We start from the raw sequence: 26,338 nt of genomic DNA, 5'->3' as shown, positions 1-26,338 counted from the left end.
GATACTCAACAGAGATTTTCAGGGTCGCCGCCCAGGACTTCAACGAAGTAACGACGCAGTGCAAAGCTGGTCTCGGGTGAAAGCTCGACGAAATGCCGGCGTCCATCTAGCGGGTCCGCTTTACGAGCAAAGGCTTTCTGTTCGACCAAGGTGGTGATCCAGCGGAGAGCCGTGGTTGGCGGGACCTGCGCGGCACCGCAGAGTCGCGATACGGTAATCCGCCTCTGCACCAGCTCGGCGTGGAAAAGCACCAGCATCATATCCCAGGCCGGGTCGGCAAATGCTCCGCACGGCACGTAACGGGCACGGAGACGCCTTGCCCGGATTTCGCGCATCACCGTTTTCGGCGAGACGTCGGTCAGCGATGGCCCACCCATGAGCGCAGCTTCGTCGGCAGCTGTAGAGCCTGGTTTGATTGAAAGACGCTCTAGCTTGGCGGCAATCTCGGTTACTTCGTCGCGCAGCTGGATCAACTCTGGGTCGCCGTGCTGCATTAGTTGCGCGTTCATTGACCAATCCTCGTTTCCACATTCGTTTACCACCGAGCTGGAGCCAACTTACTCGAATCCCGGGTAAATGTTAGGTGAAACTGTCTCCGTTCTGGAGTAAACCGGTTAATCGCCAAATTGGATGCCGTACCTTTGCGCGCGATCCGTTGTGATCACTTGAAGGGGGCGCGAACACTGAGACTTTGTAGTTCTCGGGTCTCGACCGGCGTTGCTGGTCGTCGACACCGGACTAATGTGGGGATCAAAATGGCAGCGTGGAACTTTGCATAGTGGCTCGGAAAGCGACCCGAGGTGGAAAACTTGAGGCAGCTTTCGGACCGCTACCTACGCGAGCTGGCTGAGATGGTGGCTCATGGGGAAATTTCAGCGGCTATCGCGAAGCGCGTTCGCGGTGACTTGTACGAACCCGATTCAACACTTGGCCATCCGCCGCTCCTCCTACGCGCTGTCTGGGAGGAATACATAACCGAGTTAAACCGGACACCGTCGAACACGCGGAGACTGTTTGGCTTCATTCCCTTCTTCCGGACGGCTGAGCATCGCCCACCTCCTGCGAGGACAGGGAAAGCAATGCAGATGTGGCGCCTGACTGGGGGGGGGGGGCTCCGGCGCCCGCTTGGTTTCCTCCGCCAGAGAAGCGTAGCTGCGGTTGAAGAGTTGAACGCTTCCTTAGCCTAATAGCGGCACTAGTACTTCGCCATCGCGGCAATGCGGCTGGCCCTAAGCGCCGATAAGCGCTCGCCGCGGTTACCGTCCATCTCATTTCTACCGGTCAACACGCCGGCTACGGCGCCGATGGATTGAGCTGCGATGTCAAGGTTCTGAAGCGGGCCTTCAAAGCGTCGCAACAGGTCCGCGTCCGCCGCAAGAGTGGCTCCAATCGCGTCAATGAAGCGACACACTTCCGCCAACTCAGCCGCAAGCTCTGATGCCTCGAAGGGAATCGGCTCCTGTGTTCGAGTAGCGGTTTGCCTGGCTTGCGAGCTTACCGCCGCTGCACCAGACCTTACGAGAGCGACGGCCTTGTCCACACGGTCCTGTTGAGCGTTCTTGGCTGGAGCGATCCAGTCAGAGACAATAACCTCGCGAAGAAAGTGCGCGCCAAAGCGGCCGTTGGTGGCCCATACGACTTTGCCGTCCACCGCTAGCGATCCGCGCAGCAGCCGGATTGATGAGCCCGCTGTGGGCGTGATTGGAGTCTCGATCAACGCTCCAGTGCTCGAAAGATTGCGGATTTTTGCTGCGCTGGAGATACCGGCGCAGGACATGCTCGCGGCTATGTAGACGCTGCTGCGCGTATCCCCTCGATCTTCGCTTTGCCGTTGCCGATCCTGCACACTTGATCTCTTCGTGATCCGAAGCGGGCAGAATGGATGGAAACCGTTAATTATGCCGCAAACTTCCACCGATCCGGACCGAATTCGCGATGACAACTCGGCGAGTCTAGGAGGTCAGCGGCGGCTGACATGATTGTCGTTTCGGGTTCTGGCATGTCTGCTTGCGCGACAGTTCCGAATCTGCTTACGCGGGCAGGTCAGCGTGCCGAGCTGATTTCTCAAAGACTGCGAGATTTTTGCCGGTGCGCTGCGCGTTGTGCGGTGGCGCTACGCTGCGCGAGGGATGCCGTTTGGACAACACAGCATGGGCGAACATCGAGCATCAGGTAGAGGTGATCCTGCGCTTACACCGCATGCGCCAACAGATCCTCGGCGCGGAGATCTTCGGGGATCCAGCTTGGGAGATATTACTTCAACTGTACCTTTCGACATCAAAGGGTGAACAGTTGGCGACGAAAGACTTCGATTGGATCGCCCCTCCTACCACATTGGCGCGCTGGATTACCGTGCTCGAAGAGCGCGGCTGGGTTGAGTGCATTTTAATAGGAGTGAAGCAAACCGACCTTCGAATGCGGCTCAGTGCGGAGGGGAAGGCTAAGATGTGCAGACTTTTCCGAGATCTTCGCCACCCGATTCTGGTTTCCTAGAACTATGGCCAAGTGCCAAGATTGCCTGCTCAAGTTCATGAGCGGCCAGGTCGACATGAGCGGCGATGTGCCCAGGAGCCGCCTCGCGATCCAGCACTTCGATTGCCAATCGAAGAAGCTGCAGGGCCTCGCCTAACGCGATATGCCTGGGAGTGACGCTGTCGTTCATTGATACTCCCGCCGATGTTAAATTTCCGTTAAAAATAGCGATAGGCGCCCGGCTTTTCAATCTGTACTTTGGTCCCTCTGCAGACTGAAACCGCCAAGATTACGCGTTGATATATCCAGATCGGATAAAGTTCGCTCCGAGTAGGTTCCGATCGCAAACATTGCTTCATCTCATCTCGGCAAAACTTGAACGAGTTACTTCACGTTCGAGGCGCGGATGAGAAATTTCAAGCTGCGCTCTGCTGCATGGTTATCGGCCGCTCTCCTACCCAGCGTCGCAAGCTCGCAGCAAATTCGCGGCAAGCTAGATAGCCGTTCTCAAGCAACTATCCGTGTCAGCGTGAGCGTGATGCCGACCTTTACCGTTAATGAAGACGCGGAGGGGGTGGCAGGCCAAATGACGGCCCTTCTCAATTATAAGATTGCGAGTAACGTTTCGTCATCGCTGCGCTACTCTGTAACGGAAGCTGAGTTGACGGAGCCTAACGAAGCGCCAGGAGCTGGGATCCCACGCTCGTTCGATCATTTGGGAGATGACGCGTCCCGTGTCACGCGGTTGATCATGATCGTCCCCGAATAAAGACGGCACCAGGCAAAAGCGCCGCCAGCGACTTCTGCCGACCTTAGGTACTCACATGCTAACCGTTTCGGCTTACTGAGCGTTTAACACAATCTTTACGCGACTGCTGTTATCTCCAAAACGGATCGAACTTGAGTTCGGTCGACGTGGGGATGGACAATGATAAAGGCTCGGTCTCGCCGGCTCGCAGTAGCCAGCGTTTTTGCACTGCTATCCGGAGGAGCTCAGGCGGCATCTCAGGGCAGCCTTGGCACAACTTCGACGGGATCGATCTCGATTGGAGCGTCAGTTCCGAACCGTGTGCAGCTGACCGGTCTGACGGATGTTTCTTTCTTGAACCAGGATCCAGCGACGCCGGCGGCGAAAGCGCAGAACGTCTGCGTGTGGAGCAACACCAGCACGCGCGGATACAACGTAACGGCGACCGGTAGCGGCACCGGGACAGCTTTCACACTCGCCAACGGCGCGCTTACAGTTCCGTATAGCGTTGAATGGGCGGGAAGCACCGGGCAGACGTCGGGCACTGCACTAAGCGCTGGGTCGGCACTCACCGGGCTCACATCCACGGCAACGAGCGCAACGTGTTCGTCGGGAGCCACAGCAACTGCGAGCCTGGTCGTAAAAATGTCGACGGCCAGTCTGCAGACCATGCAAGCTGCCACGACCTACACCGGCACATTGACGCTGGTCGTTGCGCCCGAGTGATGGCGCTGTTGTGGTGGCGCCCCGTTTCCTAGCCACCGCAGCTTCAGCGATAGCCGGTCAGGATGGCATCGTGCGCAGGCGCGAACGCAGCGTATGCGCACGTCTTGCGGCTTTCGCAGCCGCGGCCATGCTCGCTCACGCCTTCGGCGTGCCCGGAATGCTGGGCTGCACTCCGGCGCTTGCTGCGAGCAACAAGGTCCGCATCACTCAGCTCAGCGACGTTGCTTTCGGCTCCATCACCAACTTGAGCGTCGATGCAATTCGCAGCGAGAGCGTCTGCCTGTTCGCCGACACCAGCACCAATGGCTACAACATCACAGCGAGCGGTAATGGCTCGGCGGGTGCTTTCGAACTGTCATCTGGGTTGCAGTCCCTTCCATACGAAGTGCAATGGAGCGGTTCATCCGGGCAGAGCTCGGGCGTGCAACTTGCGCCAAACACTCCGCTGACGGGCCAGTTCAGCTCCGCGACACAGCAGACTTGCGCTAGCGGGCCAGCGACATCTGCCAGCCTCGTACTCGTCCTTCGTTCCTTGGCGCTCTCGAGCGCGACTGCAGGCACGTACAATGGAACGCTGACGCTCGTCGTCGGCCCGGAATGATTGCTGGCCGAGATGCGCAAATCACTGGGCCATCTCGCGCCACTTTTGGCGTTAACCATATTAGTCCCGAGAGCATGCGAAGCTACCGGCGCGAACATAGCCATGGAGGGTTCTCCCCCTGGTTTCGACAACCTCTCGAGCGACCGAGTCACGCTTGTTGACGTGTATTTCGGCGATCGGAAGGTCGCCGAAGCGCTAGCCGTAATAGGCCCGGGCCGCCTAACGTTTAAGTCTCCCAGCGAAGTCATTGCGAAGGTTCCTGACCTCATTGCGGCGCCAGAGCTTCAGTCAGCGCTTGCGTCGACATTGCCGACACACAGCGATCTAGCGTGTTCGATGTCGAACGCTGGTGATTGCGGCGTGATTAGTCCGGATGTCGCCGAAATCATCTACGACGAAGATCGGTTTCGAGTCGACCTGTTCGTAAATCCGCGATTTTTGCGCGTTTCAACTACCCTTGAGAAGGGGTATCTGCCGACGCCGGATGCGTCGCTTTCACTAACCAACGCGATCGGAATCAACGCGTCAGGCACAATCGGCGGATCCTCAGCTTACAACTTCCAGAACCGCACGATCATCGCGCTTCGCAACGCTCGTATCCGGGCAAATACGTCAGTCGCCTCCCATTTGGGCTTTGTCGTTGATGATCTTGTCGGCGAGTTTGATAGTAAGAGCTTGCGCTATTCCGCGGGACTGTTTTGGGCCCCGGGCAATGAGTTCATAGGTCAGCGACGAATTATCGGTGCTGGGGTCGGGACCCAGTTCGACACCTGGGCAGATCAAGAGGCATTGCGCGGAACGCCTTTGATCGTGTTCCTCGCCCAGCCATCGCGGGTTGAGCTCCTTGTCGACGGGCGCCTCGTCAGCTCGCGTTCCTATCCAGCAGGCAACATTGACCTCGACACGTCTGCCCTGACGAGCGGCTCCTACACAGTCGTCCTTAGAATTCATGAGCCGAATGGCAGTGTGCGCGAGGAACGCCGCTTCTTTGTGAAGAACGAGCAAGTGGCGCCGGCAGGCCATCCGATCTTCTATGCATTTGGAGGGTTCCTTGCGAATACGCGTCCCCACCAGCCGGTCAGTGCGTCGAACACCTTCTACTATCAGGCGGGATCAGCCTGGCGGCTGTCCAACAACTTTGCGCTAGATGTGTCGGCGCTCGGAACACAACACAAGTTGATCGTTGAGGGTGGGGCCTGGTTCATCAAAGGTCCAGTCCGGCTCCGTGCGGCCGGTCTCGTGTCGAGCACAGGCGATGCCGGGGGACTTTTGCAGTTCGGTACCTCCGGACAGGGGCCCTTTACTGCCAATCTCGATATACGGCACATTTGGTCGAAGGACGGTCCGCTCATTCCGTTTTCGTCATATGCGAATACGTTTGATTTCACTCCACCAACCGGCATCCAGCTTGCAAATGGGTCGTATACACAAGCAACGGGAAGCGTCGGTATTCGCCTCGGCAGCGGCTACCTCTCAATTGTTGCCTCCTACCGGAAGGACCACGATTACGCCGCTGACTACACCGTTGGACCAAATATCACTTGGCCGCTTGTGTCGCGTAATCGAATTCAATTGGTGTTCGAGGCTTCGGCACAGAAAACGCGGACCGCGACGGCCGCCTTCGCCGGATTCAGAGCACTGCTTACGTCCGGCAGAATGTCGATTTCGAGTACCACCGGCGGAGCCTATCAGAATGAAAGCGGCGGAGGTGGAGTGTCCCGGGTCGTGTCCAATTTGACCGCACAATTCTCGCATGAAACCCAGGCCCAAACGCTCTTCAATGTAGAGGCCGGAGTAGATCGGAACATCAGCAGCTCCTTTCTCCATGCTGGCGGGACATTCTACGGCAATTTCGGGAATGGCCGGGCCGATATTCTGCACGATCTTGAGGGCAAGGGCGGCGCACAATATGACATTGGTTTCCAGTCCGGCTTCGCTCTTGGCTCTTCGGTGGAGGCTCTTGGCGCACGCTCGCCGGAGCAGAGCGCCTTCGTTGTCACAGTGAACGGTGATGCGCGTGACGCAACGTTCGACGTGTTGGTCGACGATGTTTCCAAAGGGCGGGTACGCGTCGGCGAGCGGCTGTCTTTGTTCGTTCCTGGCTACCGCACGTACAGGGTGCGGCTTGTTCCTGTCGAAGCTGTCAATGTGAGTTATGATACGGCCGCACGCGAAGTTACCCTTTATCCCGGAAACGTGAGGGCCCTCGCATGGGATGCGGAATCGTATTTCACCCTGTTCGGGCAGGCAGTCTCACCCGCCGGGAGGCCGATGGCTAACGCCTTGGTCCAGACTGCCAAGAACATTGCCCAGACCAACGAAAACGGGTTCTTCCAAATAGACGTGAGGCGCGGTGATGCTGTGATGATCGGCGGCGCAGGCGAAGCTAGCTGCCGTCTACCGATTGGCAACGCGGCAGTGAGCAACGATTATGCCTCGGTGGGAAAGGTTGTCTGCCAGTGAAAACAGCGAAATCCATGGTGCTGATTGGCGTGTCGACGTTGGCATGGATAATCGTTCCGGGCCCTGCTCACGCGGAACTCGTGCTCAGCGAGCTAATCGTCGACTTACAACCAGGTAAGCAGTCGCGTGAGGACGTCGAGGTCTGGAACAATTCGCCGGAGCGCAGCTTCGTTTCCATTGATCCACGGGAAATCGTTGACGCGGGGATGCCGTCTCAGAGAGACCGCCGTGACCCGGACCCAGAGAATTTAGGTCTCTTGGTCGCTCCTGCGCGTATGATCCTTGAAGCCGGTCAGCGACGGCTCGTCAGGTTCGCTAACTTGTCAGCGAGCCCTGACCGCGAGCACGTCTATCGCGTCACAATCAAGCCCACCGTCGGCGCACTGAAGTCGGCAGAGTCTGGGCTTAAGGTCGTCGTGGGGTATGACGTACTTGTGCTGATCCGGCCCGTCCGACCGACGGTCAACGTCATTGGCGCGAGAAATGGCAGGAAACTTACCTTCAAGAACTCCGGCAACGTCAGCGTTGAGGTTGTGGAGGGTCAGCAATGCAGCAACGGCCATGCATGCACCTCGTTGCCGGGAAAAAGACTTTATCCGAACGCAGCTTGGACGCTTGATCTTCCCGCAGATTTGCCGGTCAGTTATACACTTCGATCGGCGGGACAGTCACAGCGGCGAACCTATTGAGATAGTTGTTGAACAGCTTCTATCTAGCTCGCTAGCGGCCGACTTACCGAGGCTGTCACTTCGCTCAGTCCCTCGGTGACGATAAGTTCGCGAAGTCGGCAGATTGCTAAGTCGAGCTGCGCTCCGATCTCGCCGGTGCGGCTGCATTGATCAAGCAATTCGAGTGCCTGCTCCATATGCCCAAGCGCCGCCGTTCCTTCGCTTCGTAGCGTTCCCGAATGCATATCGTTCACAGTTTCCCCCACCGCGTTTGCCTGAGTGCCGTCAAGGCACCTCGATCACGATTGGCGTCTACTAACAGACATCCGGACTTCCGCTAATCAGTGATAATCTGGGTTTGTTATTAGACGCGACGCAACAGAGGCAAAATCGCGTTGTAGGCGCCGACGACTACGTAGTTGACGGATCTAGACAGCGTTTGCGAGCCGTTATGCTGGCCGTCCACCCGCTCACCGCGCCACTCGCATTAGCCGTTCCTGTGCAACTGCTCGCCTATCACGTCGCCGTGCTCAAAGGCATCAGCGTCGACCAACTCGCAACCTCGCGGAGAGCGTTGCAGTCGAACAGAAAGACGGACATTTGAGAGCATAAACTCTGCTGACGACGTCTCGGTTATGCGTCCGTCGGCCGCTGCGACTAGGTTGCCATCGGGCAAGCGTGAAAGTGCGTGAATGTGAGCCAAAAGGCTTAGGATGTGTCGGTCACTCATACTCGATGACCCTGACCAATATTAGTTCGCCACCTGCATCGCGGATAACGATCTCTCTCTTCGAGGGGTCTCTTGATTGCTCCCACTCTTTCGCACTCGCCGTCGCGGCTCGTTCGATGCGCACGCGCGCCATGGCGCGAACTTCGGCGCGAGCGGGAAGAGCGGAAGCGGCGCTGGCGTAGGCGGCGAACAGCAACATCGCACAGGCTTGACGAACTACAGCCTAATTGGCGTTTACACCTTGCGCCAAACTGGAGATGGTTGGAGCCGCGACCATCCAAAACGGTCCTATTGATTACCCAATTGGCGCCACCCCGCTATGGAGCGATCCGCAGCTCTCGACTGCGAATAGCCCGACATGCGATCCACTGCTCATGCCATCGCGTCCGCTGAATGACCGCTGGTAATCAGTCCCAGTCTAAGCGCTCGCTGCGATCCCCCGCTCCGTGAAGAAAGCAACGGACTACCGAGAAAGCAGTGCGCCGATGGAGCTAGATGGGCGCAAATGGATATACAGCTCCCCTTCGTTCCGCTGCCCCAAACGGGTTTTGGCCGGAGCTACTGGAAAGTTACTCTGCGGTCTGCACCACTGCTCGAATGCATCGTATTGGAGAAGTGGCACGAAGAAATCCGAGTGTTCCGCTGGAAATGGCAGGCGAACGCAGCGGTCCGTCGGCATCGACGCATGGCCTCGAACAATTTGGTCGCCACTGCCATGATCGAGAGCTACCTGCCTGGCAGCAATATTGTCTGATACGAAGGTTTCCGGCGCTGATGACACCAATAGGATTAGACTACGCTCTGCCTATTGCGCACAGCCTGGCGAACGTTTGAGCAGCCAGCCGATGCAGGCTTGGGAGCGCCGCGTCTGGCTCTAAACGGAGCGCACCAGATGGGCTACTCTGGGCGATCTTGAGCAAATCCCTGCTCACCTATGATTTACTGGCGCCAATTGGCCGCCCCTCTTGAAGCACAGTGCGCAAGTGACACGCGCCTAAATCTACATATGCGCCGATTTGGCTTGGCGCATCAGTTTCATCGAGCAACTTGAGCGCATGCTCGAGAAGCGAAAGCGCTTCGTGAAGTTTGTCGTGATTGTCCCCAGACGCGTTGATGCTCATACGCTTTTACTTCCCCGGACAAACGGCTGCGGGCTTATGCACGTTAACACTGGTCAAACATGTTTCAAATGGCCGTTTGACTGGCAAGTAAGCGCAAGCAATGACTTCGCCATCGTTGCACGATCGGCGGCCACTTTGTCGTGCTGCCGCCGGCGTGGCAGCAGTGGGCGGGTTTTCGTCTGGATGCTCAAGTGTGATGGAATGTCTCGCCGGCACTTTACCAGCGTAGCAAACAAGACTCGTTACTGCTCAGATCCCGTCGATACAGACATTACCAATCTTAGGCCGCGCTCAAAATCGCGCGAAGCGATCGTTCCAAAATGTTGCGACCTTCGTCGGTTATCGAAACAAGATCGGGGCCGGGGGTGCCTGGACTCTCGAGGCGACTGACAAGGCGGCGGCTCTCGAGCACTGCCACCCATCTAGTTCCTGTGGACTCCGGCAGCCTCGTGACATTGCTTAACGTGCTGACCGTAAGTGGGATTTCCCTGCTATAGAGGGCCAGAAGCATATCCCAACCAGGCTCGCCAAATAGTTCGTCAGAAGTGGCATTGCCGCGAGCCCGACGGATTGAAAGCAACTCGCCGGCGAAGTGTGAGAGACGATGGGTGTCGGCCGAGCGCGTCTGGCTATTTGAGCACAATTGGTTTGGTCCCTTTAAGGAAGATGGAGGTAGGTGCGCCTAGTCAAGGCCTGCCGTACCGGCGGGCTAATGGACGCCAATTTCTTGCGAGGAGGGTAGTGCGCATCGCGGGGAGGCAGCGAGCTGCAAACAGCGACAGCACCATCGGCCACGCCCAAACCTTCAGAAGGAAAGCATAGCTGAACGGGATCGTGTGGATCGCAAGCAGCTTTACGAGGTGGCCAAGCGTCCCGTTGATCTGAAATGCAGCGACGCAAATCGCGACCCAGCTGGGAAACCTGACAGCGATCAAGCAGAGGGTCGCGGCGAGAAGCGCATCCAGCGCCAGGTAGCCGAACGAGACCGACGCGTAGATTTCCCCCAAAATCCGCTCGACCAGAAGCGTGAGTACATTGCCCGCAAGGATCGTCGCTCCAAGCCAGCGCTCGCCACGTGTTCCAAAGATGATCGCGGATCCGGTCGCCACACTGAGCAACAGGAGATAGACTTCGACTCTCATCACCGTCTCGCTCTGCGTTGTTGACCGGATCCCGACAACTGATCAGGCGGCCGACCGCGACATTTCCACCAGGCCGAGGGCGCCAGTCGACGGGCAATCGCTGACGTCACCCATGCCATATGCGCGAAGCCCTGCGTCGATGCGATCCTGGGCGAGTGCCTGATGAGCGGTCGCGATTTTGCCGCGCGCTTCGATGAGCGCGGCCATGGTCGCGCTCAAGGCGGCGAGGCTATCTTGACCCATGGCGACGGGGAGGTTGGTTTCAGCCCGACCTTCCGCGATCGCTGCGATGAGACGCGACGTGCTGGCAATGGCAGTCTCGATGTCGGCTTCGCTTGGGATCAACGCGTCGGCGATCTTGCGCGCTGCATTCAGTCTCACGTTCAGCATGTCCGAGTTCCTCTTGATCAGAAGCCCGGTCAGTTCGTCACCAGCCTCCGGATCCCCTCGGCGCAGGCGACCAGGAGCAGCAGCCCCACGATCGACACGAAGGACACTGCAGCGATGGCCAGAAGCGTTTGGAGGGGCGTGAGCGGGTGGTCGTCTGAAAGGGCTCCATATGTCTCCTCGAGCGCAGCCAAGTTCGGTGTCGCTGGCTGCTCGAGGACGGGCCCACCATCCCTCGTGTGGCTCCCCGATACGAGGTCCGAGATGTCGTAGTGCGGGAACTCGTTACCTCTCGACTGACGTGCAAAGTAACGGGCGGCTTCAGCACTGGTGGCGACTCCGAACTTCTCGCGGCAAATCCGCAGGTGCTTCTCGACGGCATGAGGACTGATCCCGAGGTCGCGGGCGATCTCCTTGGCAGACTTCAGCTCAAGTACGCCGCGCAGGCATTGCGCCTGCCGCGCCGTGAGGATCGTGGTTGCCGAACCTTCGTCGTCGAGCGAGATCACTGGTCGACCTACTTTTCTGAGGTGAGTTGGCATTTTCTGAATGTAGAACACCGGCTGCGCCGTCGAAGGCAAGCCCTCAATGCTAGAGCCGAGGAAATGACGCGCACCGTGGACGTGCGGGCACGCTTTTGGATGTATCGCGTCATCGCGCGGCTATGACCTGCTCCCTTTTTACAGCACCGTTATGGTGTTGGACTTTGAGCAGCGCTCACGAAGGACTTAGCGGCGATGTCTCGCTCTGCTAGGGCCCCGGCGGTGGCGCTATTAAGGCGCAGGTCGCCCAGCGGGTTCGACCGCGATGTCGGCTCTGACGCTTCATATCATGGGTCCTCGGGACGCTACCCGTCGAAGCGCGTTGCGCGAGGCCCTGAAAATTGTTCTGCTTCAGAATGTCAGGATCAGCGCTTGATCGCGCTCGCAATCCATCCAGCCTCTTTGTCGAGTTCCTCAGCTATACTCTCGAGGTGGAGCCGCCAAGGGCCATGGGGCGTGCGTTCCGCGGCCTGACGGCACTCGAGCGCGCGTCTCCGAAACAACTCCACCTCATTCGTGAGGTACGCCCACTTGGGCGAGGACGAAGGCGGTTGCGCCGGACGCTCATTTGGCGGGTTATTGTTCGTAAATGGCAGCTGCATCAGTCTCTAAGCATCCCTCGAATTACTTCAGTTCCTCAAGGGCAAAGGAAAGGCGGCCCGGCGCTGCTGCCGAAGCCGCCCCTCCCTCGGTGCCGCTTAGCCGCGAAGCAGGTTCATCACCCCCTGCTGGCTCTGGTTGGCCTGCGCCAGCATGGCGGTCGACGCCTGCGACAGGATTTGCGCAGTCGCGAGCTTTGTCGATTCCTCGGAGAAATCGGCGTCCTGGATGCGCGACTTGGCTTCCGTCAAATTGGTGGCAGTCGACGTCAAATTGTTGACGGTTGCCTCCAGGCGACTCTGTGACGCGCCGGCATTGGCGCGCTGCGTCGCGACCGTGTCGATCGCCGTGCTGATAAGCGCCATTGCGGAAGAAGCGCCAGCGGCCGTCGACATGTCGACCGAGTTCACCCCGAGGCCGGTCGAGTTCATCGCGACGAAGTCGATATCGACCGTTTCGCCCGAGTTGACGCCGGTCTGAATGCTGAACGTCCCAGCGGCATTGAATAGGTTGGTGCCGTTGAAGTCCGTGCGCCCGGCAATGTCGTCGATCTGACCGATGAGCTGCGTGACCTCGGTCTGGATCGCGGTGCGGTCAGTGGCCGCCGCCGTGCCGTTGGCGGCTTCAACCGACAGCTCGCGCATGCGCACCAGAATGTTCGACACTTCGCCCATCGCGCCCTCGGCAGTCTGGGCCAGCGAAATGCCGTCGTTGGCATTGCGTACGGCCTGCGTGAGACCGCGGACCTTGGCGTCCATGCGGGTCGCAATCGCGAGGCCGGCTGCGTCGTCCTTGGCACTGTTGATGCGCTTGCCGCTCGATAGGCGGTCCATGGCTTCCCCCAGCGACTTGCTGGCGAGGCGCGAGCTGTTCTGGGCGCGAAGCGCCGAAACGTTGGTGTTGATGACGGTCATGGCTCTTAGATTCCTTTCTGGCAGTGTTGCCCCTGCAGCAGCCCAACCAGTCGGGCCGCCCAGCCAAGGAAACGGCACTTCGTCGAAAACCTTTAATCACCCACCTGTCGGAATGCCGACTGCCCACTCGCGACCGGCCTCGTGCCTCAGGCCACCAGGCAGCTGAAAAATCACCCGAATGTCTGTCTGGCACAGCATTTGCTTTAATGCTTGGCGAGCCCGCGTGGGGCAACGCTTTGGGGGACGACCGGGACATGATCACGGGGATTGAATCGGGGAAGCTGCTGCAGTTACGTTCGGCCATCCTCAACCAGAACCAGGCGCTCCAACGCGCCGCCGGAAACCCGTCGAGCGACGGCGTCGATGCAGCGGGCGAGACCTCGTTCGGCAAGACGCTGGTCGACGCGGTGCGCGCGGTCAACGACCAGCAGGTCAAGGCGAGCGCGATCTCCGAATCATATGAGCGCGGCGACACCAGTGACATCGTCCAAGTGATGGTCGAGCGCCAAAAAGCCTCACTCAGTTTCGAAGCCACGCTGCAGGTACGCAACAAGCTTCTGTCCGCCTACCGCGACATCATGAACATGCCGGTCTGACGCGATGGCCGGAGAAATCATCGCTGAATCGGCCGCCGTTGCGGTGCCTGCTGCCCGACAGGTGCGCGTTCCGTCATTTACTCTCCCGGCGCGCCTCGAACCATTGCGCGCGTTCATGGATCAGCCCGCCGTCCGCCGCAGCCTGCCGATGGTCGGGGCGCTCAGCGCCATGGCCATTGCCGCACTCGCCTGGTGGTCGTTCCAGACCCCGCCGCAGCGCAGCCTGTTTGAGGGTCTGACCGACGCTGATAAGTCGGCCGTCGTCAGCGCACTCTCCGCCTCCGGCATCAATTATTCGATCGACAGCTCAACTGGCGCCGTCGAAGTGGGCGAGGGCGATCTCCAGCGCGCGCGAATCCTTCTCGCCGGGCAAGGCCTGCCCAAGGCTGCCCCCGCGGGGGACGCTTTGGTCGCGAATCTCCCACTGGGTTCAAGCCGGGCAGTCGAAGGCGAGACGCTGCGCGCGGCGCACGAGGCCGATCTTGCCCGGACGATCGAGGCGATAGACAGCATCAAGATCGCGCGGGTCCATCTTGCAACGCCCGACCCGAGCCCCTTCGTGCGCGACGAGCGCCCGCCCGCGGCCTCGGTCATGCTGACAATGCAGACCGGGCGCACCTTGTCCGAAGCCCAGGTGCGGGCCGTTCAGCAGCTCGTCTCCTCGTCGGTCAGCGGACTGTCGCCGGGCGACGTTTCCGTGGTCGACCAGTCGGGTGCGCTGATGTCGCGCGACGCCTCGGTTGCCAATGACCAAAACTTCGAGCTCCAGCTCCAGGCCGAGGGCCGCTACCGACAGGCGCTGGCGACCCTCCTGACGCCAATGCTTGGCGCCGGCAATTATACCGCCGAAGTCCATGCCGACATCGATGCATCGGAAAGCCAATCGACGCGGGAAAGTTATCCGCAGAACGATCGCGCGCTGCGCAGCGAGCAGGGCAACAAGACCTCTGCTGCCAATGCCAATGTCCCGGCCGCCGGCATCCCGGGAGCGCTCTCTAACCAGCCGCCGCCAGCATCGCAGCTCTCAAACCAGCCGCCGCCGCAGCAGGCCGCGCAATCTTCGAACGACAACCAGTCGACCGAGACCTATTCGCGCAGCTTCGACGTTGGCCGCGAGATTTCGGTCACCCATCAGCCCGAAGGCCGGCTCCACCGGCTGAGCGTCGCCGTCGCCCTCAACGAAGCCGACAAGAAGCGCACCCCAGCCGAGCTCGCAGCGATCGAGAATTTGGTGAAGGGCGCCGTCGGTTTCGACGCGACGCGCGGTGACCAGGTAGTCGTAACCTCGCGTCCGTTCGCCCCAGTCGAGGAAAGTTCGGTACGCTTCTGGGAAAGCGGCTGGTTCCTGCCGCTGGTTCGCCAGGTGGGTGCGCTCGTTGCCGCTCTGTTTGCCTTCCTGTTTGTTGGCCGGCCGCTGATGAAGTCGCTCCGCAGTAGGGCGCTCGGCGAAGAGTTCGCTAGTGACGGTGGTGAGGGAGCACCCGGCTCGCAGGCGCGGCTTCCGACCGTCACCCTCGACATGATCGAAACGGCGCCGAGCTACGAGGCGCGCGCCGACCTCGTCCGCAACTTCGTGCGTCAGGACCGCGAGAAAGCGGCGATGGTTGTCCGCCAGCTCGTCGAGGCGCGCAAATGAGCGAGGACGTCGAGGACGAGCTCGAAGGCGTCGAGAGCGCCTCGCCCAAAGTCGACGGCGCGACCGCGGCGGCGATTCTCCTCATGCTGCTCGGTGACGAGGATGCTGGCGAGATCGTCAAAGCGCTCGATCCCTCGACCGTTCGCCGGCTCGGCGAGAGCATGTTCAAAGTCGCAAATGCCGACGAGACAACGGTTGAGGCCGCGCTCGACCTGTTCGTTGCCCGGTGCCGCGCGACATCCGCCCTCTCGGTCGGAGTCGAGCCTCATGTTCGCTCGGTCCTTACCCACGCGCTCGGCAACGTCCGCGCCGACAATATCCTGACCCAGATTGCGCCGAGGAGCAGCGCTGTCGCGCTCGATCTGCTGCGGTGGATGGAGGTCGACACGATCGCCGACATCCTCAAGGCCGAGCATGCACAGGTCGGCGCGCTGATCCTTGCAGTGCTCACTCCTGAAACCGCGGCCAACGCCCTTTGCGACTTCGACGAGGCGACCCAGGCAGATCTGCTCGCCCGCGCCGCTCGACTCACCAAGGTCCGCCGCGAAGCGATCGAGGATCTTGAACAGCTCCTCTCCGACTACTCCTCGCGCGGTGCTTCGGCACCGCCTCTTAAGGTCGGCGGCGCCGCCGAAGCTGCGCAGATCGTCAACCGCATGCGCAAAGCCGACGGCCAAAGGCTGATCGCCTCCATCAAGCAGAGCGACGAGGCGCTTGCCGCCGCGATCGAACGCGAGATGCTCGTGTTCGAGGACCTCGCGGCGCTCGATTCCAAGAGCCTCGGCGCGGTCCTCCGGGCCGTCGAGGGGTCGGTGCTCAGCCTTGCGCTGCGCGGCGCCGAAGCCAAGTTGCTCGAACAGATGCTCGGCTGCATGTCGAGCCGAGCCGCTGACACGATCCGCGACGAGATGGCAGAAAGTGCACCCGCCAAGCGGGCCGAGGTCGAGGAAGCGCAGCGGACGATCCTCGCGACCGCTCGCAAGCTTGCCGACGCGGGCGAGATCCAGCTTGGCGGTGAGGACGATTATGTCTGAGTTCCAGGCCGTACGGCTTGCAGAGGCGCGCCCACTTGCGGGCTTCCGGCCGCTGTTGCGGCACACCGCTGCCAGCGCGGCCGTTGCCGCATTGCCGGCCGCATCGGCGGATGACTCTTTCGCGCTCGGTTACCAGCAAGGACTCGCCGATGCCGAGCAGTTGTTTGCCGGGGAGCGCGAGCAATTTGCCACCCTGGTCGCCGCATGCGAAGCGCTTCAGCCCGGGCCAAGCGAAGAGCTCGCATTGCTCATCGCCGAGACCGTCGAGCGCCTGGTTCGGCTAACGGCAGGCGAGCTCGCCGTCGACACCAACCTTCTGCTGATGCGCGCGCGCCGCGCAGCAGGCCTCATCGCCGAGGCCGAGCGCGCCGCCACTCTTCGCCTCCATCCCGAGGACCTCGCGCTCCTCGATCCTTCGGTCCTTCCACTCCCGGTGGTCGCTGATCCGAACCTGTCGCGCGGCTCGCTGCGCATCGAGGATTCGACCGGCTGGGTTGAGGACGGCGTCGCGACTCACCTCGAAGCGCTGCGCGAGCAGCTCGGTCTTGAAGGTTTAGCGCAATGAACAGTCGCCTTGTCAGCTCGGGGGCAGCAGTCACGGCGGCGATCGCCCTTGAGTCCGTGGGCCCGCGTCGCATCGGCCGGCTCGTCGCACACGAAGGCGCGATGCTTGAGGCCGAAGGCTTCACCCATCCGCTCGGAACCGCAGTTCGCATTGCCGCAGCAGGCGAGACCCTGCTGCGCGGCGAGGTGGTCGGATTCCATGGAAACCGCAGCCTCATCCTCCCGTTCGACAACGACGCACCGGTCGCGGCCGGAAGCCGGGTCGAGCCCGACGGGCATGGAGGGCTTGCCCAGTGCGGCAATGCGCTCCTTGGACGAGTAATCGACGCCCACGGGCAGCCACTCGACGGGCGCGGACCAATTTCGAGCCGGCTCGCATGGCCACTGGCGGGTCAGCGCGTAAATCCGCTGCGCCGCAGCCGCGTCACCAGTCCGCTCGACGTCGGCGTGCGCGCGGTCAATGCACTTCTGACCGTCGGCGTTGGCCAGCGAGTCGCGATCATTGCGGGTTCCGGCGTCGGCAAGTCGGTTCTGATGGGCCAGATGCTCGCGGGCGTCGACGCCGACGTGATCGTTGCCGGGTTGATCGGCGAGCGTAGCCGCGAGGTTAGCGATTTTGTCGAGACCAAGATCACCCGCAGCCTCAAGCCGCGGTCGGTGGTGGTCGCCGTTCCAGCCGACCATGCGCCGCTGCTTCGTCTTCGGGCCGCCATGCGCGCGACCGCGATCGCCGAATATTTCCGCGAGCAGGGAAAGAAGGTGTTCCTCCTGATCGACAGCCTGACGCGGGTTGCACACGCGCAGCGCGAAATTGGCCTCGGCCTTGGTGAACCGCCGACCATGAAGGGATATCCTCCTTCGGCACTCGGCCTCATCCCGCGCCTGGTCGAGCGTGCCGGAGCAGACTCCCGTAGCGGCGGTTCGATCACTGCAATCTATACCGTCCTCGCTGACGGCGGCGATACCGACGATCCAATTGTCGATGCCGCTCGCGCCATCGTCGATGGACACATCCTCTTGTCGCGGCCGCTTGCTGAGCAGGGCGTGTTCCCGGCGATCGATGTGGCGCGCTCGCTCTCACGCACCATGCCCGACGTCACCGACACCGCTCACCTTGCGGCAGCAGCGCACTTCCGTCGCTTGTGGTCCGCCTTTGAGGAAAACCGGGATCTCCTGCTGATGGGCGCCTACGCTGCTGGCAACGATCCCGCGCTCGACGAGGCAATTGCCCGGCGCGAGGATATGCTGGCATTCCTCCGTCAGGAGCCCGGCGAGCGCTTTGCGCTTGACGACTCCCGCGTCGCGCTAATCGAAGGATTTGGCGCGTGAGCCGGCTGTCCCAGCGCTGCAACAGGATCCTACGCGTGCGGGTGGTTGAGCATCGCGTCGCCGCGGCACGCGAGGCTGCGGCGGAACGGCGCATTGCCGAACTGCTAGGCGTCGCGCGCCGCATCGGTGATCTGCGCGCAAGCCTTCGCCCGGCGCTCGGCTCGAGCCACGGACAGTCGCTCCACGCGATGTCCGAGATGCACGAGCGCCTGGGTCGGGCGGAGGGTGACCTTTCTCATCCGATCAGCGCCGCCGAGGCGCGTCACGAGCAGGCATGGGCGGCGCGCCTTGCCGCCGGCACGCGCAAGGATGGCACGGAACGGCTCCGCGACCGGGCTGCCGCAGGCGAGGAGAGGGGCCAGTCCCTGCGCGACGACGCCAACCGTCCGACACGAATCAGGAGGAAGCGCGGATGAGCGCTGTTTCGTTGCCTTTGTCTGCCGAGCTTTCGGCCTGTGTCACCGATGCTGCGAACGCTTCGCCGGCTACCGGCTTCACCGAGTTGCTGTCGACTGCGGCGGCATGCTTCGGTGTCGCAGCGCAGCCGGAAGCCGTTGAAGATCGCGGACCCACCGCTCCGCCACCGGCTGTCGCGCAGACCGGAACAATGGCTGATATGGCACAGGCGGCCGACGCGGTTGTCGCCGACGACGCGACACCTGCCACTTGTCCGCCGCAGGAGTACGTCGATGCAGCCATTGCTCGACGGCCCTTTCAGAGCACGATGCCCGCAACAACGGCGGAAACCGACCCTGCCGGCGAGCCCGCAATAGCCCTTGCGGCGGCGATGGTGCTCGCAACTCTGCAATCAGGGTCCGCGCGGGGAGGTCCCGCACGCACCCTCCGCCTGCGCGAGGCGGACAAGGAGCCGGCCGCAGCCCGTCGCGAAAAGCAACCAACCGGCGAGCCTTCGTCCTGGACCATCCAGCAGGCACTTGCCGCCGTCGCAGCGATCGCTGTCCCGCCGCCGCCGGCCGCACGCGCCGCAATTTTGCCTGGCGGCAACGTGCCGTCGGAAAGAGCTCTGCCAATGGCAGCCATGCCTGCCGGAGACCAACCAGCATCTTCGCTGTTGCCGAGCGGACGTGACGGCTCGGACGATCGCCTGAACTCGCCCGCGCCCGCGCTGCACGCCGCAGCGAGCCTGGCGACATCGGTCGACACCCAAGTCCTCGGGGCAGCGCTAATGCACGCAAAGCCACTGGGCTCTGTGCCGCACCTGTCGCCGGCAAGTGCCAACGCTGTCGCGACAAACGTGGATCCCGAGCTCCAGCAACTCGACGCTCTGATGCGCGACATTGCCTCGCTCTCCGGGACAAGCGGCCGTGCCGCGTTCCGGCTGACCGCCGACCAGCTCGGCCCGCTCGACGTGCGTCTCCATTCATCCGATGCCGGCGTCGCCGTCACGATCCGCACCCACGACGATCAGAGCCGGGCGACCGTCGCGCAGGCGCAGCATCAGCTGAACGACGATATGCGCGCCAATGGTCTCAAGGTCGCCGCGACGAATGTGACGCTGGGCGGCGGCAGCGCCGACCGCGAGCGCCACGACCGGCCGAACGCGCCCTTAGCGCTCCCTATCGAGGCCGCACCGCTGGCCGCTGAACAATCTCAATCCACCAACGAACTGCGCCCTGACGGACGCTACGCCTGAGCTCAGGAAGGAAACATTTCATGTCGACCAAGAAGCCCGCCGCGGCGATGCCCGCCGAACCCAGGAAGCGGGGCAAGTTCAAGATCATGCTGCTTACGCTCACCGGCGCGACGCTGTTGATCGGTGGCGGCGTCGGCGTTGGCGTCTATGCCTCGCACGGCTTGCTCGCGGCGGGCGCAACCGAAGATCCAAGCCGGCCCAAGCTCGTCGAGCGCAGCGATAATGGAGACGTCTCCGCTAGCCCCGAAGGTGGGGAAAGCAAGGAATCTGCACCCAAGTTCGGGACCGTCTCGGTGACCAGCGATCGCGTCGCGGTCGATCCGCGCAAGTTCGAGGTCACCTACGTTCCGCTCGATCAGCCGTTCACCGCCAACCTTGCCAACGGCGGCATCATCCAGGTCGGCCTGAGCTTCGCGACCTATTACGACCATCGCGTCGTCGAGAACATCAAACGCCAGACCGTGCCGATCCGCTCGGCCGCATTGATGGTCCTTGCCGAGCAGGACCCGGCCGTTCTCTCCACCAATCGCGGCAAGCAGGCGCTTCAGCAGCAGCTGACCGCAGCCACCAACAAGGTGCTCCGCGACAAGGAAGGCTTTGGCGGCGTCGACAATATCTACTTCACTAGCCTGGTCATCCAATGAGCCCGGTTGCTTCCGGTAGCAGGGTGACAAAGGCGAACCTTGTAAGGCGCGCTGAGGAATGCGCTTCCTATCCCGGGCTCGAGCGAGCCGGGCATAAACTTGCGCGGGGCATCGCTGAACTCCTTGAGGGCCTCATGGCGGCTCGCGCGCATGTCGCCTTAACTCCAGTCCGTCTCGAGAAGACGCCGACAAGCGAAGGTCTTGCGGTCCAACGCATTCGCCTCGAGCCGCTCAAGGGAACGGCTGAGCTGATGATCAGCCGGGTTAGCGTGATGCGCCTCGTTGACCTTTATTATGGCGGCGCCGGCACCGAGGTGCTCGAGCGCGAACGGCTGTCACCGACCGAGGCGCGCTTCTTCCAGCGCATCGCCTCGGCTTTCTGCGCGCTTCTTGGCGCGGCTTGGCAGCCTTTCGCGCAAATCCGCGCGGCGCTCGATGACGACGCCGGGCCGACCGATGGCCCAGTGGCGATCCAGGTTTTTAGCGTGACCCTCGACGGCCACGCGCCATTCGAGATCGAATGCCGCTTTCCCATCGCCATGCTTGAGGCCCTTCCTGGTCTTCAGTCGGCTACGCCAGCCACAGGAGAGGAGCTTGCCGATGAGAGTTGGCAGGCGCGCCTGATGGATTGCGCGCTCGATGTTTCTTTCCCGGTCCGCGCCGTCTTCGCTCAGCCCGAATTGCCGCTGGCTCGGCTCATGAATCTTCGCGCGGGCGACGTCATCCCGGTCTGCCTGCCGGCCCAAATCGACCTCTTAATCGCAGGGCTCCGTTTTGCACGCGGGAGTGCTGGCGAGTCAGGCGGCCGCGCCGCCGTTTGCATCGAACATCTCTAAAGAAGGATCCGTTTTTCCATGACCGACATGGCAAGCGCCCCGAGCGCGAGCGACATCGAACAGGCAACTGACCTGCTCGACCAGAATTTTGACCTTCTCTCCGGTGTTGCGCTGCGCATCTCGGTCGAGGTCGGCTCAGCTTCGCTCAAGCTCTGCGACCTTCTCGGCCTCGCTAAGGGCAGCGTAGTGGAGCTCGACCGCGAAGCTGATGCCTTGCTCGACGTGTTCGCCAACGGCACACTGATCGCTCGCGGCGAAGTGGTCACCATCGAGGGCCGTTATGGCATTCGCGTCACCGAGATCGTCGACCGCCGCGCCGGCGCCGACCGCCGAAGCACCGATCGCCGAACGCAGGATCGGCGGGCCGCCTGATGGGCGAATATATCCTTCGACTTGTGATCCTGGTTCCGCTGGTCGGCGGGCTTGCCTGGGCGAGCCTATGGCTCTGGAAAAGGCTTCAGCTCGGCCTTCCTGCAATGCGTGTCCAGGATCGCTCGGTGCGACTGGTCGACGCGATTCCGCTCGGCCCCGGCAGCAAGCTTGCCGTCGTGAGCTTCGATGAACGCAGGTTGCTGATCGCGGTCAGCCGGGGGCAGGTCACGCTGCTAACTGAAGCCGGGCCTGAGCTCATCGATGGATAGCCTCTTGCACGCCGCGGGAAACGGTCAGCAGATGTCCCTCCCACTCCAGCTGTTGATCCTGATGGGAGCGCTGACCGTACTCCCGTCCATGGTCCTGATGATGACCAGCTTCACCCGGATCATCATCGTACTCTCGATCCTGCGTCAGGCGCTCGGGCTCCAGCAGACGCCGCCCAACCAGGTCCTGGTGGGACTCAGCCTGTTCCTCACCCTGTTCATCATGCAGCCGGTCACGTCGACCATCAACCGCGTCGCCATCGAACCCTACAGTCGCAAGGAGATTAGCGTCGACGAGGCGCTCGCGCGCTCGGGCAAGCCGCTGCACGCCTTCATGATCGCCCAGACGCGCAAGACAGACCTCGCAATGTTCGCGGGCATCGCCAAGGCGCCCAAATTTGCTTCGCCCGAGGCGGTCCCTTTCTCGATCCTCCTCCCGGCTTACGCGACCAGCGAGCTAAAGACGGCGTTCGAGATCGGGTTCCTCATTTTCCTGCCCTTTCTGATCATCGACCTCATAGTCGCCTCGGCGCTGATGTCGCTCGGCATGATGATGCTATCGCCCACCATCGTCTCGATGCCCTTCAAGTTGCTGCTGTTCGTCTTGGTCGACGGCTGGGCTTTGACCATGGGATCTCTCGCCTCCTCGTTCGTGAGGAGCTGAGATGGGCGCCGACGAATATATCGGCATTGCCCAGCATGGGCTCTGGGTGCTTGCTCTGGCCTCCGCGCCACTGTTGATTCCGGCGTTGGTGGCCGGCGTCCTCTTCGGCATGATCCAGGCGGCAACCTCGATCAACGAGCAGACCTTGAGTTTCGTCCCCAAGCTCATCGTCGTGGGGATCTGCCTTGCGATCTTCGGCGGCAGCATCATGATGCTGCTCGCGGACTTCACGCGCGAGATGTTCGCACGGATTCCCGAGGTCGCGCGCTAGTGCCGCAAGGCTTCGCCGGGATCGAGCAGCAGCTGCTTGTCTGGATGGTGGCAATACTCCGGCCAGGCGCCGCATTGTTCGCGGCCCCGCTCACTGGCTCGACGCAAGTACCTCTCCAGCTTCGCCTCGTGATCGCGCTCGCCATCGGCATTCCCGCGGTACAGCTCTCGGGTGTTCATTTGCCAGCCGACGGCATGATTTCTGCCGCGGGCTTGTTTCTCGCCCTAGGAGAGATCGTGATCGGTCTCGCGCTCGGCTTTGCCGTTCAGGTGGGCTTTGCAGCCGCGCTCGTTGGGGGAGAGACCATCAGTAACGCCATGGGGCTTGGCTTTGCATCGATGGTCAATCCGGTGAGCGGCCAGTCGAGCTCGGCCGTCGGCCAGCTTCTGATGATGATGGCGACTTTCCTGTTTCTCGCGAGCGATGGCCATCTGCTGTTCGCCCGCATACTCATTGAAAGCTACGGCGCGTTTCCGGCCGGCGGCGCCGTTCCCCTCCAGCTGTTCGCCGAACTTTCAACGCTCGGCGGCCTGATCTTCGCTGCAGGGCTCGCAATCGCGCTGCCGGTCGCCGCAGCGCTGGTGCTCGTCCAGCTGATCCTCGGCGTCCTCAGCCGCTCGGCCCCGTCGCTCAACCTGTTCAGTGTCGGAATGCCGGCGGCGATGGTGACCGGCATCATTCTCCTTGCGATGACCGCGCCACTTCTGGCCGACGCAATCCTTGCGGCAATCCGCCAGGGCCTCGACCAGGCCGCCGGGCTCGCGCATGGCGGCTGAGGCCGACCAGAAAACCGAAGCGCCAACGCCGCGCCGGCGGCAGGAGGCCGAGCGCGAGGGCGACCTGCTTCAGTCACGCGAGCTCGGAACTGCGCTGGTGCTGAGCGCGGGCGCGCTCTGGGCATGGCTCGTCGGCCCATTGTTCGTCGGTACTTGCCAGCATCTAGTTGCTGGCGGCCTCACGATCAGCCGGTCGGAACTCACCGACTTCGATCCCTGGCGGTCATTAGCGCGGCTTCTGATCCCGCTCGCGGTCCCAGTGGGAGCCTTGTTCGGTCTTGCCTTAGTCGCTTCGGCTATGGGGCCCGCCATTTTGGGGTCGCTTGGATTCAGGACCGGCGCCTTCGCCTTCAAGGCAAACCGGATCAATCCCGTCTCGGGGATCAAGCGCATCTTCAGCCTGAATGGGCTGGTCGAGCTTGGCAAATCGCTTGCAAAGACCCTTGTGGTCGGCGCGGCGGGCTACTGGCTTTTAACCAGGCATGTCGGCGGACTGTTCTCCCTTGCCGCAATGGATGCGCGCTCATCGGCTGCCGCCATCGGTTCACTGTTTCGCCTCGCTCTTTCGGTCCTCGCCGCGTCCCTGCTGCTGATCGCGCTGATCGACGTGCCCGTGCAGATCTTCCAGCGCAATCGGCGCCTGCGCATGAGCAAGGAAGAAGTGCGTGAGGACATGAAGCAGACCGAAGGCTCGCCCGAGGTCAAACGGGCGATCCGCCAGCGCCAGCACGAAGTGCTCAGCGGTTCAGCGCGCAAGGCGGTCAAGGAAGCAACCGTGGTCCTCACCAATCCGACCCATTTCGCAATCGCGCTGCGCTACGATCCGATGAAAGACGGCGCCCCAATAGTCGTCGCGCGCGGGCGCGGCGAGACCGCCAAGGCAATCAAGGCGCTGGCCCGCGAGGGCGCCGTTCCGACGCTTGAGTACCCGCAGCTTGCCCGCGCAATCTATTTCACTTCGCGCGCAGGCCAGGTGATTGCCGAAGACCTGTTCATTGCAGTCGCAACGGTCCTGGCCTTCGTCTTCCGCCTGGAGGAGTCGCTCGCTGAAGGGGTCGAGCAGCCCTCCGTTCTGGTTCCGGAGGGCAAGAGGTTCGACGAGAACGGGCACCCCATTGGGGCGACCGCTTCAAGGCCTGCGCATTAGCGCAAAAACTTTGAACGATGCCCTTCAAAAGAACCAGTTGCCGCCGTTTAGATCAGGGAAGGAGCAGCTATGGTCACGTCAATCGTCAGTAGCCTCGGCGGCGGCTCAGGCCTTGATACGGCCAAGCTGGTCGACGATCTCGCCAATGCATCGCGCGCACCCAAGGCCAACATGCTCGCCAAGAGGTTGCAGACCGTGCAATCAAAGATCAGCGCGGTCGCGCAGGCGCGCTCGGACTTAGAGAGCTTCGCTAAGTCGCTGACCGAACTCGTTGCCGGCGGCACAATGCAATCGCAGCCGAGCCCCTCCGACACGAGCGCGCTGTCGGCAGTGGCGAACGCCGGAGCACGAATCGGAAATCTCGCAAGCGAAATTGTTATCGACCAGCTCGCTCGGTCCCAGACGGTCTATTCAGATTATGTCGCCGACCCGGCGGCGTCTATCGGCCAAGGCAACATGACACTGTCGGTCGGCGGTCAGGATTTCGCGATCAGCATCGACGCCGCGCACGACAGCTTGAATGGCCTTGCCTCGGCAATCAACATCAGCGGCAGCGGCGTCAGCGCGAGTGTAGTCTCGGACGGTAACGGATCGCGGCTGGTGCTGCGCGGGCAAACGGGAAGCGCAAAGGCTTTCACTCTGACGTCGACCGATGCTGCGCTACAGGGCTTCGCTTATGGAAGCGGCGGCACCATGACGCTGGGGCAGGCGGCGCAAGACGCTAAGTTCACCCTCGATAGCGTCGCTTATGTCCGCGACAGCAACTCCGTCGCGGACGTCATTTCGGGCGTCACGCTCACGATCAAAAAGGCGTCGCCCGGGACATCGGTTTCCATCGGCGTCACGCGTCCCACCGAGCCGCTACGCCAGACGATCCAGGACTTCGTCAGTGTCTATAATACGCTCAAGAAGGACATGGAGGCCGCACGCACCGCAACCGGCGGTGACGGCGCGCTTCGCACACTTGACCGTCAGTTGAGCAGTTTCCTGTCGACCCCGCTCAGCAGCGATCCAACGATTAGCCGGCTGTCGGACATTGGCATCGCCACCAATCGCGACGGCACAATCAGCCTTGACGCGGCAAAGCTCGATACCGCGCTGAAGAATAATCCGGACGCCGTCGAGGCGCTGTTTTCGCCGACGCGGGACTCCACTCATACCGCCACCAGCGATCCGGGGATCGCGGTCGCGCTCCAGAAGCTCAGCGATGGAGCGACCGGCACCAATGGAATGCTCGCGAGCCTCGGCAAAAGGCTCGACAGCGAGTCCGCCGGTATCGTCAAGGACCAGTCGAGAATGGATGAGCGCGAGGCGGCCTACCGCAGCCGGCTCGAAAAACAGTTCGGCACGCTGGATTCGCGCATCTCCGCCCTGAAGGCGACCCAGAGCTACCTTGAGCAGCAGGTCAAGGTCTGGACAAGCAGCAACAACTGAC

Annotated in this window: 29 protein-coding genes and 1 pseudogene; 21 read left to right on the top strand and 9 right to left on the bottom strand. The window is 61.8% G+C overall.

Annotated features, from left to right (window positions below; all coding sequences use genetic code 11):
* Nucleotides 1–5: 5 nt before the first annotated feature.
* Together ABD704_RS06045 and ABD704_RS06040 are read right to left on the bottom strand one after the other, a co-directional pair.
* A complete protein-coding gene (locus ABD704_RS06045; protein WP_344698775.1) occupies nucleotides 6–509 on the bottom strand; it encodes a hypothetical protein in 504 nt (167 codons plus the stop codon).
* Nucleotides 510–1,195: 686 nt separating this feature from the next.
* On the bottom strand, nucleotides 1,196–1,846 hold the full coding sequence (locus ABD704_RS06040; RefSeq protein ID WP_344700504.1) for a PilZ domain-containing protein: 651 nt from the start codon (nucleotides 1,844–1,846) through the stop codon (nucleotides 1,196–1,198).
* 290 nt (nucleotides 1,847–2,136) lie between these two features.
* Here ABD704_RS06040 and ABD704_RS06035 point away from each other — a divergent pair, with 290 nt between their 5' ends.
* Nucleotides 2,137–2,493: a hypothetical protein gene (locus tag ABD704_RS06035; RefSeq protein WP_344698774.1), complete on the top strand. Its 357-nt coding sequence runs from the start codon at nucleotides 2,137–2,139 to the stop codon at nucleotides 2,491–2,493.
* A 984-nt stretch (nucleotides 2,494–3,477) separates the two neighbouring features.
* Here ABD704_RS06035 and ABD704_RS06030 read toward each other — a convergent pair.
* A complete protein-coding gene (locus ABD704_RS06030; protein WP_344698773.1) occupies nucleotides 3,478–3,840 on the bottom strand; it encodes a hypothetical protein in 363 nt (120 codons plus the stop codon).
* Nucleotides 3,841–4,016: 176 nt separating this feature from the next.
* Here ABD704_RS06030 and ABD704_RS06025 point away from each other — a divergent pair, with 176 nt between their 5' ends.
* The 3 genes from ABD704_RS06025 to ABD704_RS06015 all read left to right on the top strand — a co-directional run bounded on the left by ABD704_RS06025 (nucleotide 4,017) and on the right by ABD704_RS06015 (nucleotide 7,699).
* Nucleotides 4,017–4,547 (top strand): hypothetical protein, encoded by a 531-nt coding sequence (locus ABD704_RS06025; protein WP_344698772.1) that lies wholly within the window; start codon nucleotides 4,017–4,019, stop codon nucleotides 4,545–4,547.
* A gap of 336 nt (nucleotides 4,548–4,883) precedes the next feature.
* Nucleotides 4,884–7,010, top strand: a complete 2,127-nt coding sequence (locus tag ABD704_RS06020) for a TcfC E-set like domain-containing protein (RefSeq protein WP_344698771.1) — start codon at nucleotides 4,884–4,886, stop codon at nucleotides 7,008–7,010.
* The gene (locus tag ABD704_RS06015) at nucleotides 7,007–7,699 is read left to right on the top strand and encodes a fimbrial biogenesis chaperone (RefSeq protein WP_344698770.1); all 693 of its coding nucleotides are present in this window, start codon (nucleotides 7,007–7,009) and stop codon (nucleotides 7,697–7,699) included. Before ABD704_RS06020 ends, ABD704_RS06015 begins: the two co-directional genes overlap by 4 nt.
* A gap of 23 nt (nucleotides 7,700–7,722) precedes the next feature.
* Here the strand turns inward: ABD704_RS06015 and ABD704_RS06010 are convergent, their stop codons facing one another.
* Together ABD704_RS06010 and ABD704_RS06005 are read right to left on the bottom strand one after the other, a co-directional pair.
* A complete protein-coding gene (locus ABD704_RS06010; RefSeq protein ID WP_344698769.1) occupies nucleotides 7,723–7,932 on the bottom strand; it encodes a hypothetical protein in 210 nt (69 codons plus the stop codon).
* A gap of 468 nt (nucleotides 7,933–8,400) precedes the next feature.
* Nucleotides 8,401–8,607 (bottom strand): hypothetical protein, encoded by a 207-nt coding sequence (locus tag ABD704_RS06005; RefSeq protein ID WP_344698768.1) that lies wholly within the window; start codon nucleotides 8,605–8,607, stop codon nucleotides 8,401–8,403.
* Between the two features lie 306 nt (nucleotides 8,608–8,913).
* On the opposite strand from ABD704_RS06005, the gene ABD704_RS06000 reads away from it, so the two are divergent.
* Nucleotides 8,914–9,162, top strand: coding sequence for a hypothetical protein (locus ABD704_RS06000; protein ID WP_344698767.1), 249 nt, complete (start codon nucleotides 8,914–8,916; stop codon nucleotides 9,160–9,162).
* 1,053 nt (nucleotides 9,163–10,215) lie between these two features.
* On the opposite strand, the gene ABD704_RS05995 is transcribed toward ABD704_RS06000, so the two are convergent.
* The 4 genes from ABD704_RS05995 to ABD704_RS05980 all read right to left on the bottom strand — a co-directional run bounded on the left by ABD704_RS05995 (nucleotide 10,216) and on the right by ABD704_RS05980 (nucleotide 13,114).
* Nucleotides 10,216–10,674, bottom strand: coding sequence for a hypothetical protein (locus ABD704_RS05995; RefSeq protein ID WP_344698766.1), 459 nt, complete (start codon nucleotides 10,672–10,674; stop codon nucleotides 10,216–10,218).
* Nucleotides 10,675–10,713: 39 nt separating this feature from the next.
* Nucleotides 10,714–11,061: a hypothetical protein gene (locus ABD704_RS05990; RefSeq protein WP_344698765.1), complete on the bottom strand. Its 348-nt coding sequence runs from the start codon at nucleotides 11,059–11,061 to the stop codon at nucleotides 10,714–10,716.
* Between the two features lie 29 nt (nucleotides 11,062–11,090).
* On the bottom strand, nucleotides 11,091–11,567 hold the full coding sequence (locus ABD704_RS05985) for a response regulator transcription factor (RefSeq protein ID WP_344698764.1): 477 nt from the start codon (nucleotides 11,565–11,567) through the stop codon (nucleotides 11,091–11,093).
* Nucleotides 11,568–12,298: 731 nt separating this feature from the next.
* On the bottom strand, nucleotides 12,299–13,114 hold the full coding sequence (locus ABD704_RS05980; RefSeq protein WP_344698763.1) for a flagellin N-terminal helical domain-containing protein: 816 nt from the start codon (nucleotides 13,112–13,114) through the stop codon (nucleotides 12,299–12,301).
* A 257-nt stretch (nucleotides 13,115–13,371) separates the two neighbouring features.
* Between ABD704_RS05980 and fliE the strand changes: the two genes are divergently transcribed.
* The 16 genes and pseudogenes from fliE (at nucleotide 13,372) to fliD (ending at nucleotide 26,337) form a co-directional block, all read left to right on the top strand.
* A complete protein-coding gene (gene fliE, locus ABD704_RS05975; protein ID WP_344700503.1) occupies nucleotides 13,372–13,710 on the top strand; it encodes a flagellar hook-basal body complex protein FliE in 339 nt (112 codons plus the stop codon).
* A 115-nt stretch (nucleotides 13,711–13,825) separates the two neighbouring features.
* Nucleotides 13,826–15,346, top strand: coding sequence for a flagellar basal-body MS-ring/collar protein FliF (gene fliF, locus ABD704_RS05970; RefSeq protein WP_344698762.1), 1,521 nt, complete (start codon nucleotides 13,826–13,828; stop codon nucleotides 15,344–15,346).
* On the top strand, nucleotides 15,343–16,380 hold the full coding sequence (gene fliG / locus ABD704_RS05965; RefSeq protein ID WP_344698761.1) for a flagellar motor switch protein FliG: 1,038 nt from the start codon (nucleotides 15,343–15,345) through the stop codon (nucleotides 16,378–16,380). Before fliF ends, fliG begins: the two co-directional genes overlap by 4 nt.
* Nucleotides 16,373–16,945, top strand: a complete 573-nt coding sequence (locus ABD704_RS05960; protein WP_344698760.1) for a FliH/SctL family protein — start codon at nucleotides 16,373–16,375, stop codon at nucleotides 16,943–16,945. The genes fliG and ABD704_RS05960 overlap by 8 nt, the downstream gene beginning before the upstream one ends.
* The gene (locus ABD704_RS05955) at nucleotides 16,942–18,273 is read left to right on the top strand and encodes a FliI/YscN family ATPase (RefSeq protein WP_344698759.1); all 1,332 of its coding nucleotides are present in this window, start codon (nucleotides 16,942–16,944) and stop codon (nucleotides 18,271–18,273) included. The genes ABD704_RS05960 and ABD704_RS05955 overlap by 4 nt, the downstream gene beginning before the upstream one ends.
* Entirely contained in the window at nucleotides 18,270–18,689 is a 420-nt protein-coding gene (locus tag ABD704_RS05950) for a hypothetical protein (RefSeq protein WP_344698758.1), read from the top strand. Before ABD704_RS05955 ends, ABD704_RS05950 begins: the two co-directional genes overlap by 4 nt.
* Nucleotides 18,686–19,927 carry a flagellar hook-length control protein FliK gene (fliK, locus tag ABD704_RS05945; RefSeq protein WP_344698757.1) on the top strand — a complete coding sequence of 414 codons (1,242 nt, stop codon included), beginning with the start codon at nucleotides 18,686–18,688 and terminating at the stop codon, nucleotides 19,925–19,927. Before ABD704_RS05950 ends, fliK begins: the two co-directional genes overlap by 4 nt.
* 20 nt (nucleotides 19,928–19,947) lie before the next feature.
* Nucleotides 19,948–20,571 carry a flagellar basal body-associated FliL family protein gene (locus tag ABD704_RS05940; RefSeq protein ID WP_344698756.1) on the top strand — a complete coding sequence of 208 codons (624 nt, stop codon included), beginning with the start codon at nucleotides 19,948–19,950 and terminating at the stop codon, nucleotides 20,569–20,571.
* 134 nt (nucleotides 20,572–20,705) lie between these two features.
* Entirely contained in the window at nucleotides 20,706–21,407 is a 702-nt protein-coding gene (locus tag ABD704_RS05935; protein ID WP_344698755.1) for a FliM/FliN family flagellar motor switch protein, read from the top strand.
* 18 nt (nucleotides 21,408–21,425) lie between these two features.
* On the top strand, nucleotides 21,426–21,779 hold the full coding sequence (gene fliN / locus ABD704_RS05930) for a flagellar motor switch protein FliN (protein ID WP_344698754.1): 354 nt from the start codon (nucleotides 21,426–21,428) through the stop codon (nucleotides 21,777–21,779).
* The gene (locus ABD704_RS05925) at nucleotides 21,779–22,048 is read left to right on the top strand and encodes a flagellar biosynthetic protein FliO (RefSeq protein WP_344698753.1); all 270 of its coding nucleotides are present in this window, start codon (nucleotides 21,779–21,781) and stop codon (nucleotides 22,046–22,048) included. The genes fliN and ABD704_RS05925 overlap by 1 nt, the downstream gene beginning before the upstream one ends.
* 16 nt (nucleotides 22,049–22,064) lie before the next feature.
* Nucleotides 22,065–22,709 (top strand): annotated as a pseudogene (gene fliP / locus ABD704_RS05920) (flagellar type III secretion system pore protein FliP); the annotation flags it as partial.
* A 1-nt stretch (nucleotide 22,710) separates the two neighbouring features.
* Nucleotides 22,711–22,980, top strand: a complete 270-nt coding sequence (fliQ, locus tag ABD704_RS05915; protein WP_344698752.1) for a flagellar biosynthesis protein FliQ — start codon at nucleotides 22,711–22,713, stop codon at nucleotides 22,978–22,980.
* A gap of 44 nt (nucleotides 22,981–23,024) precedes the next feature.
* Nucleotides 23,025–23,756 (top strand): flagellar biosynthetic protein FliR, encoded by a 732-nt coding sequence (gene fliR / locus ABD704_RS05910; protein ID WP_344700502.1) that lies wholly within the window; start codon nucleotides 23,025–23,027, stop codon nucleotides 23,754–23,756.
* Nucleotides 23,746–24,903: a flagellar type III secretion system protein FlhB gene (gene flhB / locus ABD704_RS05905; RefSeq protein WP_344698751.1), complete on the top strand. Its 1,158-nt coding sequence runs from the start codon at nucleotides 23,746–23,748 to the stop codon at nucleotides 24,901–24,903. Before fliR ends, flhB begins: the two co-directional genes overlap by 11 nt.
* 69 nt (nucleotides 24,904–24,972) lie before the next feature.
* Nucleotides 24,973–26,337, top strand: coding sequence for a flagellar filament capping protein FliD (fliD, locus tag ABD704_RS05900; RefSeq protein ID WP_344698750.1), 1,365 nt, complete (start codon nucleotides 24,973–24,975; stop codon nucleotides 26,335–26,337).
* Nucleotide 26,338: the final 1 nt, after the last annotated feature.

The sequence above is a fragment of the Sphingomonas limnosediminicola genome (assembly GCF_039537965.1).
Taxonomy (GTDB): Bacteria; Pseudomonadota; Alphaproteobacteria; order Sphingomonadales; family Sphingomonadaceae; genus Sphingomicrobium; species Sphingomicrobium limnosediminicola.
This window is presented reverse-complemented; position numbering and strand designations above follow the sequence as displayed.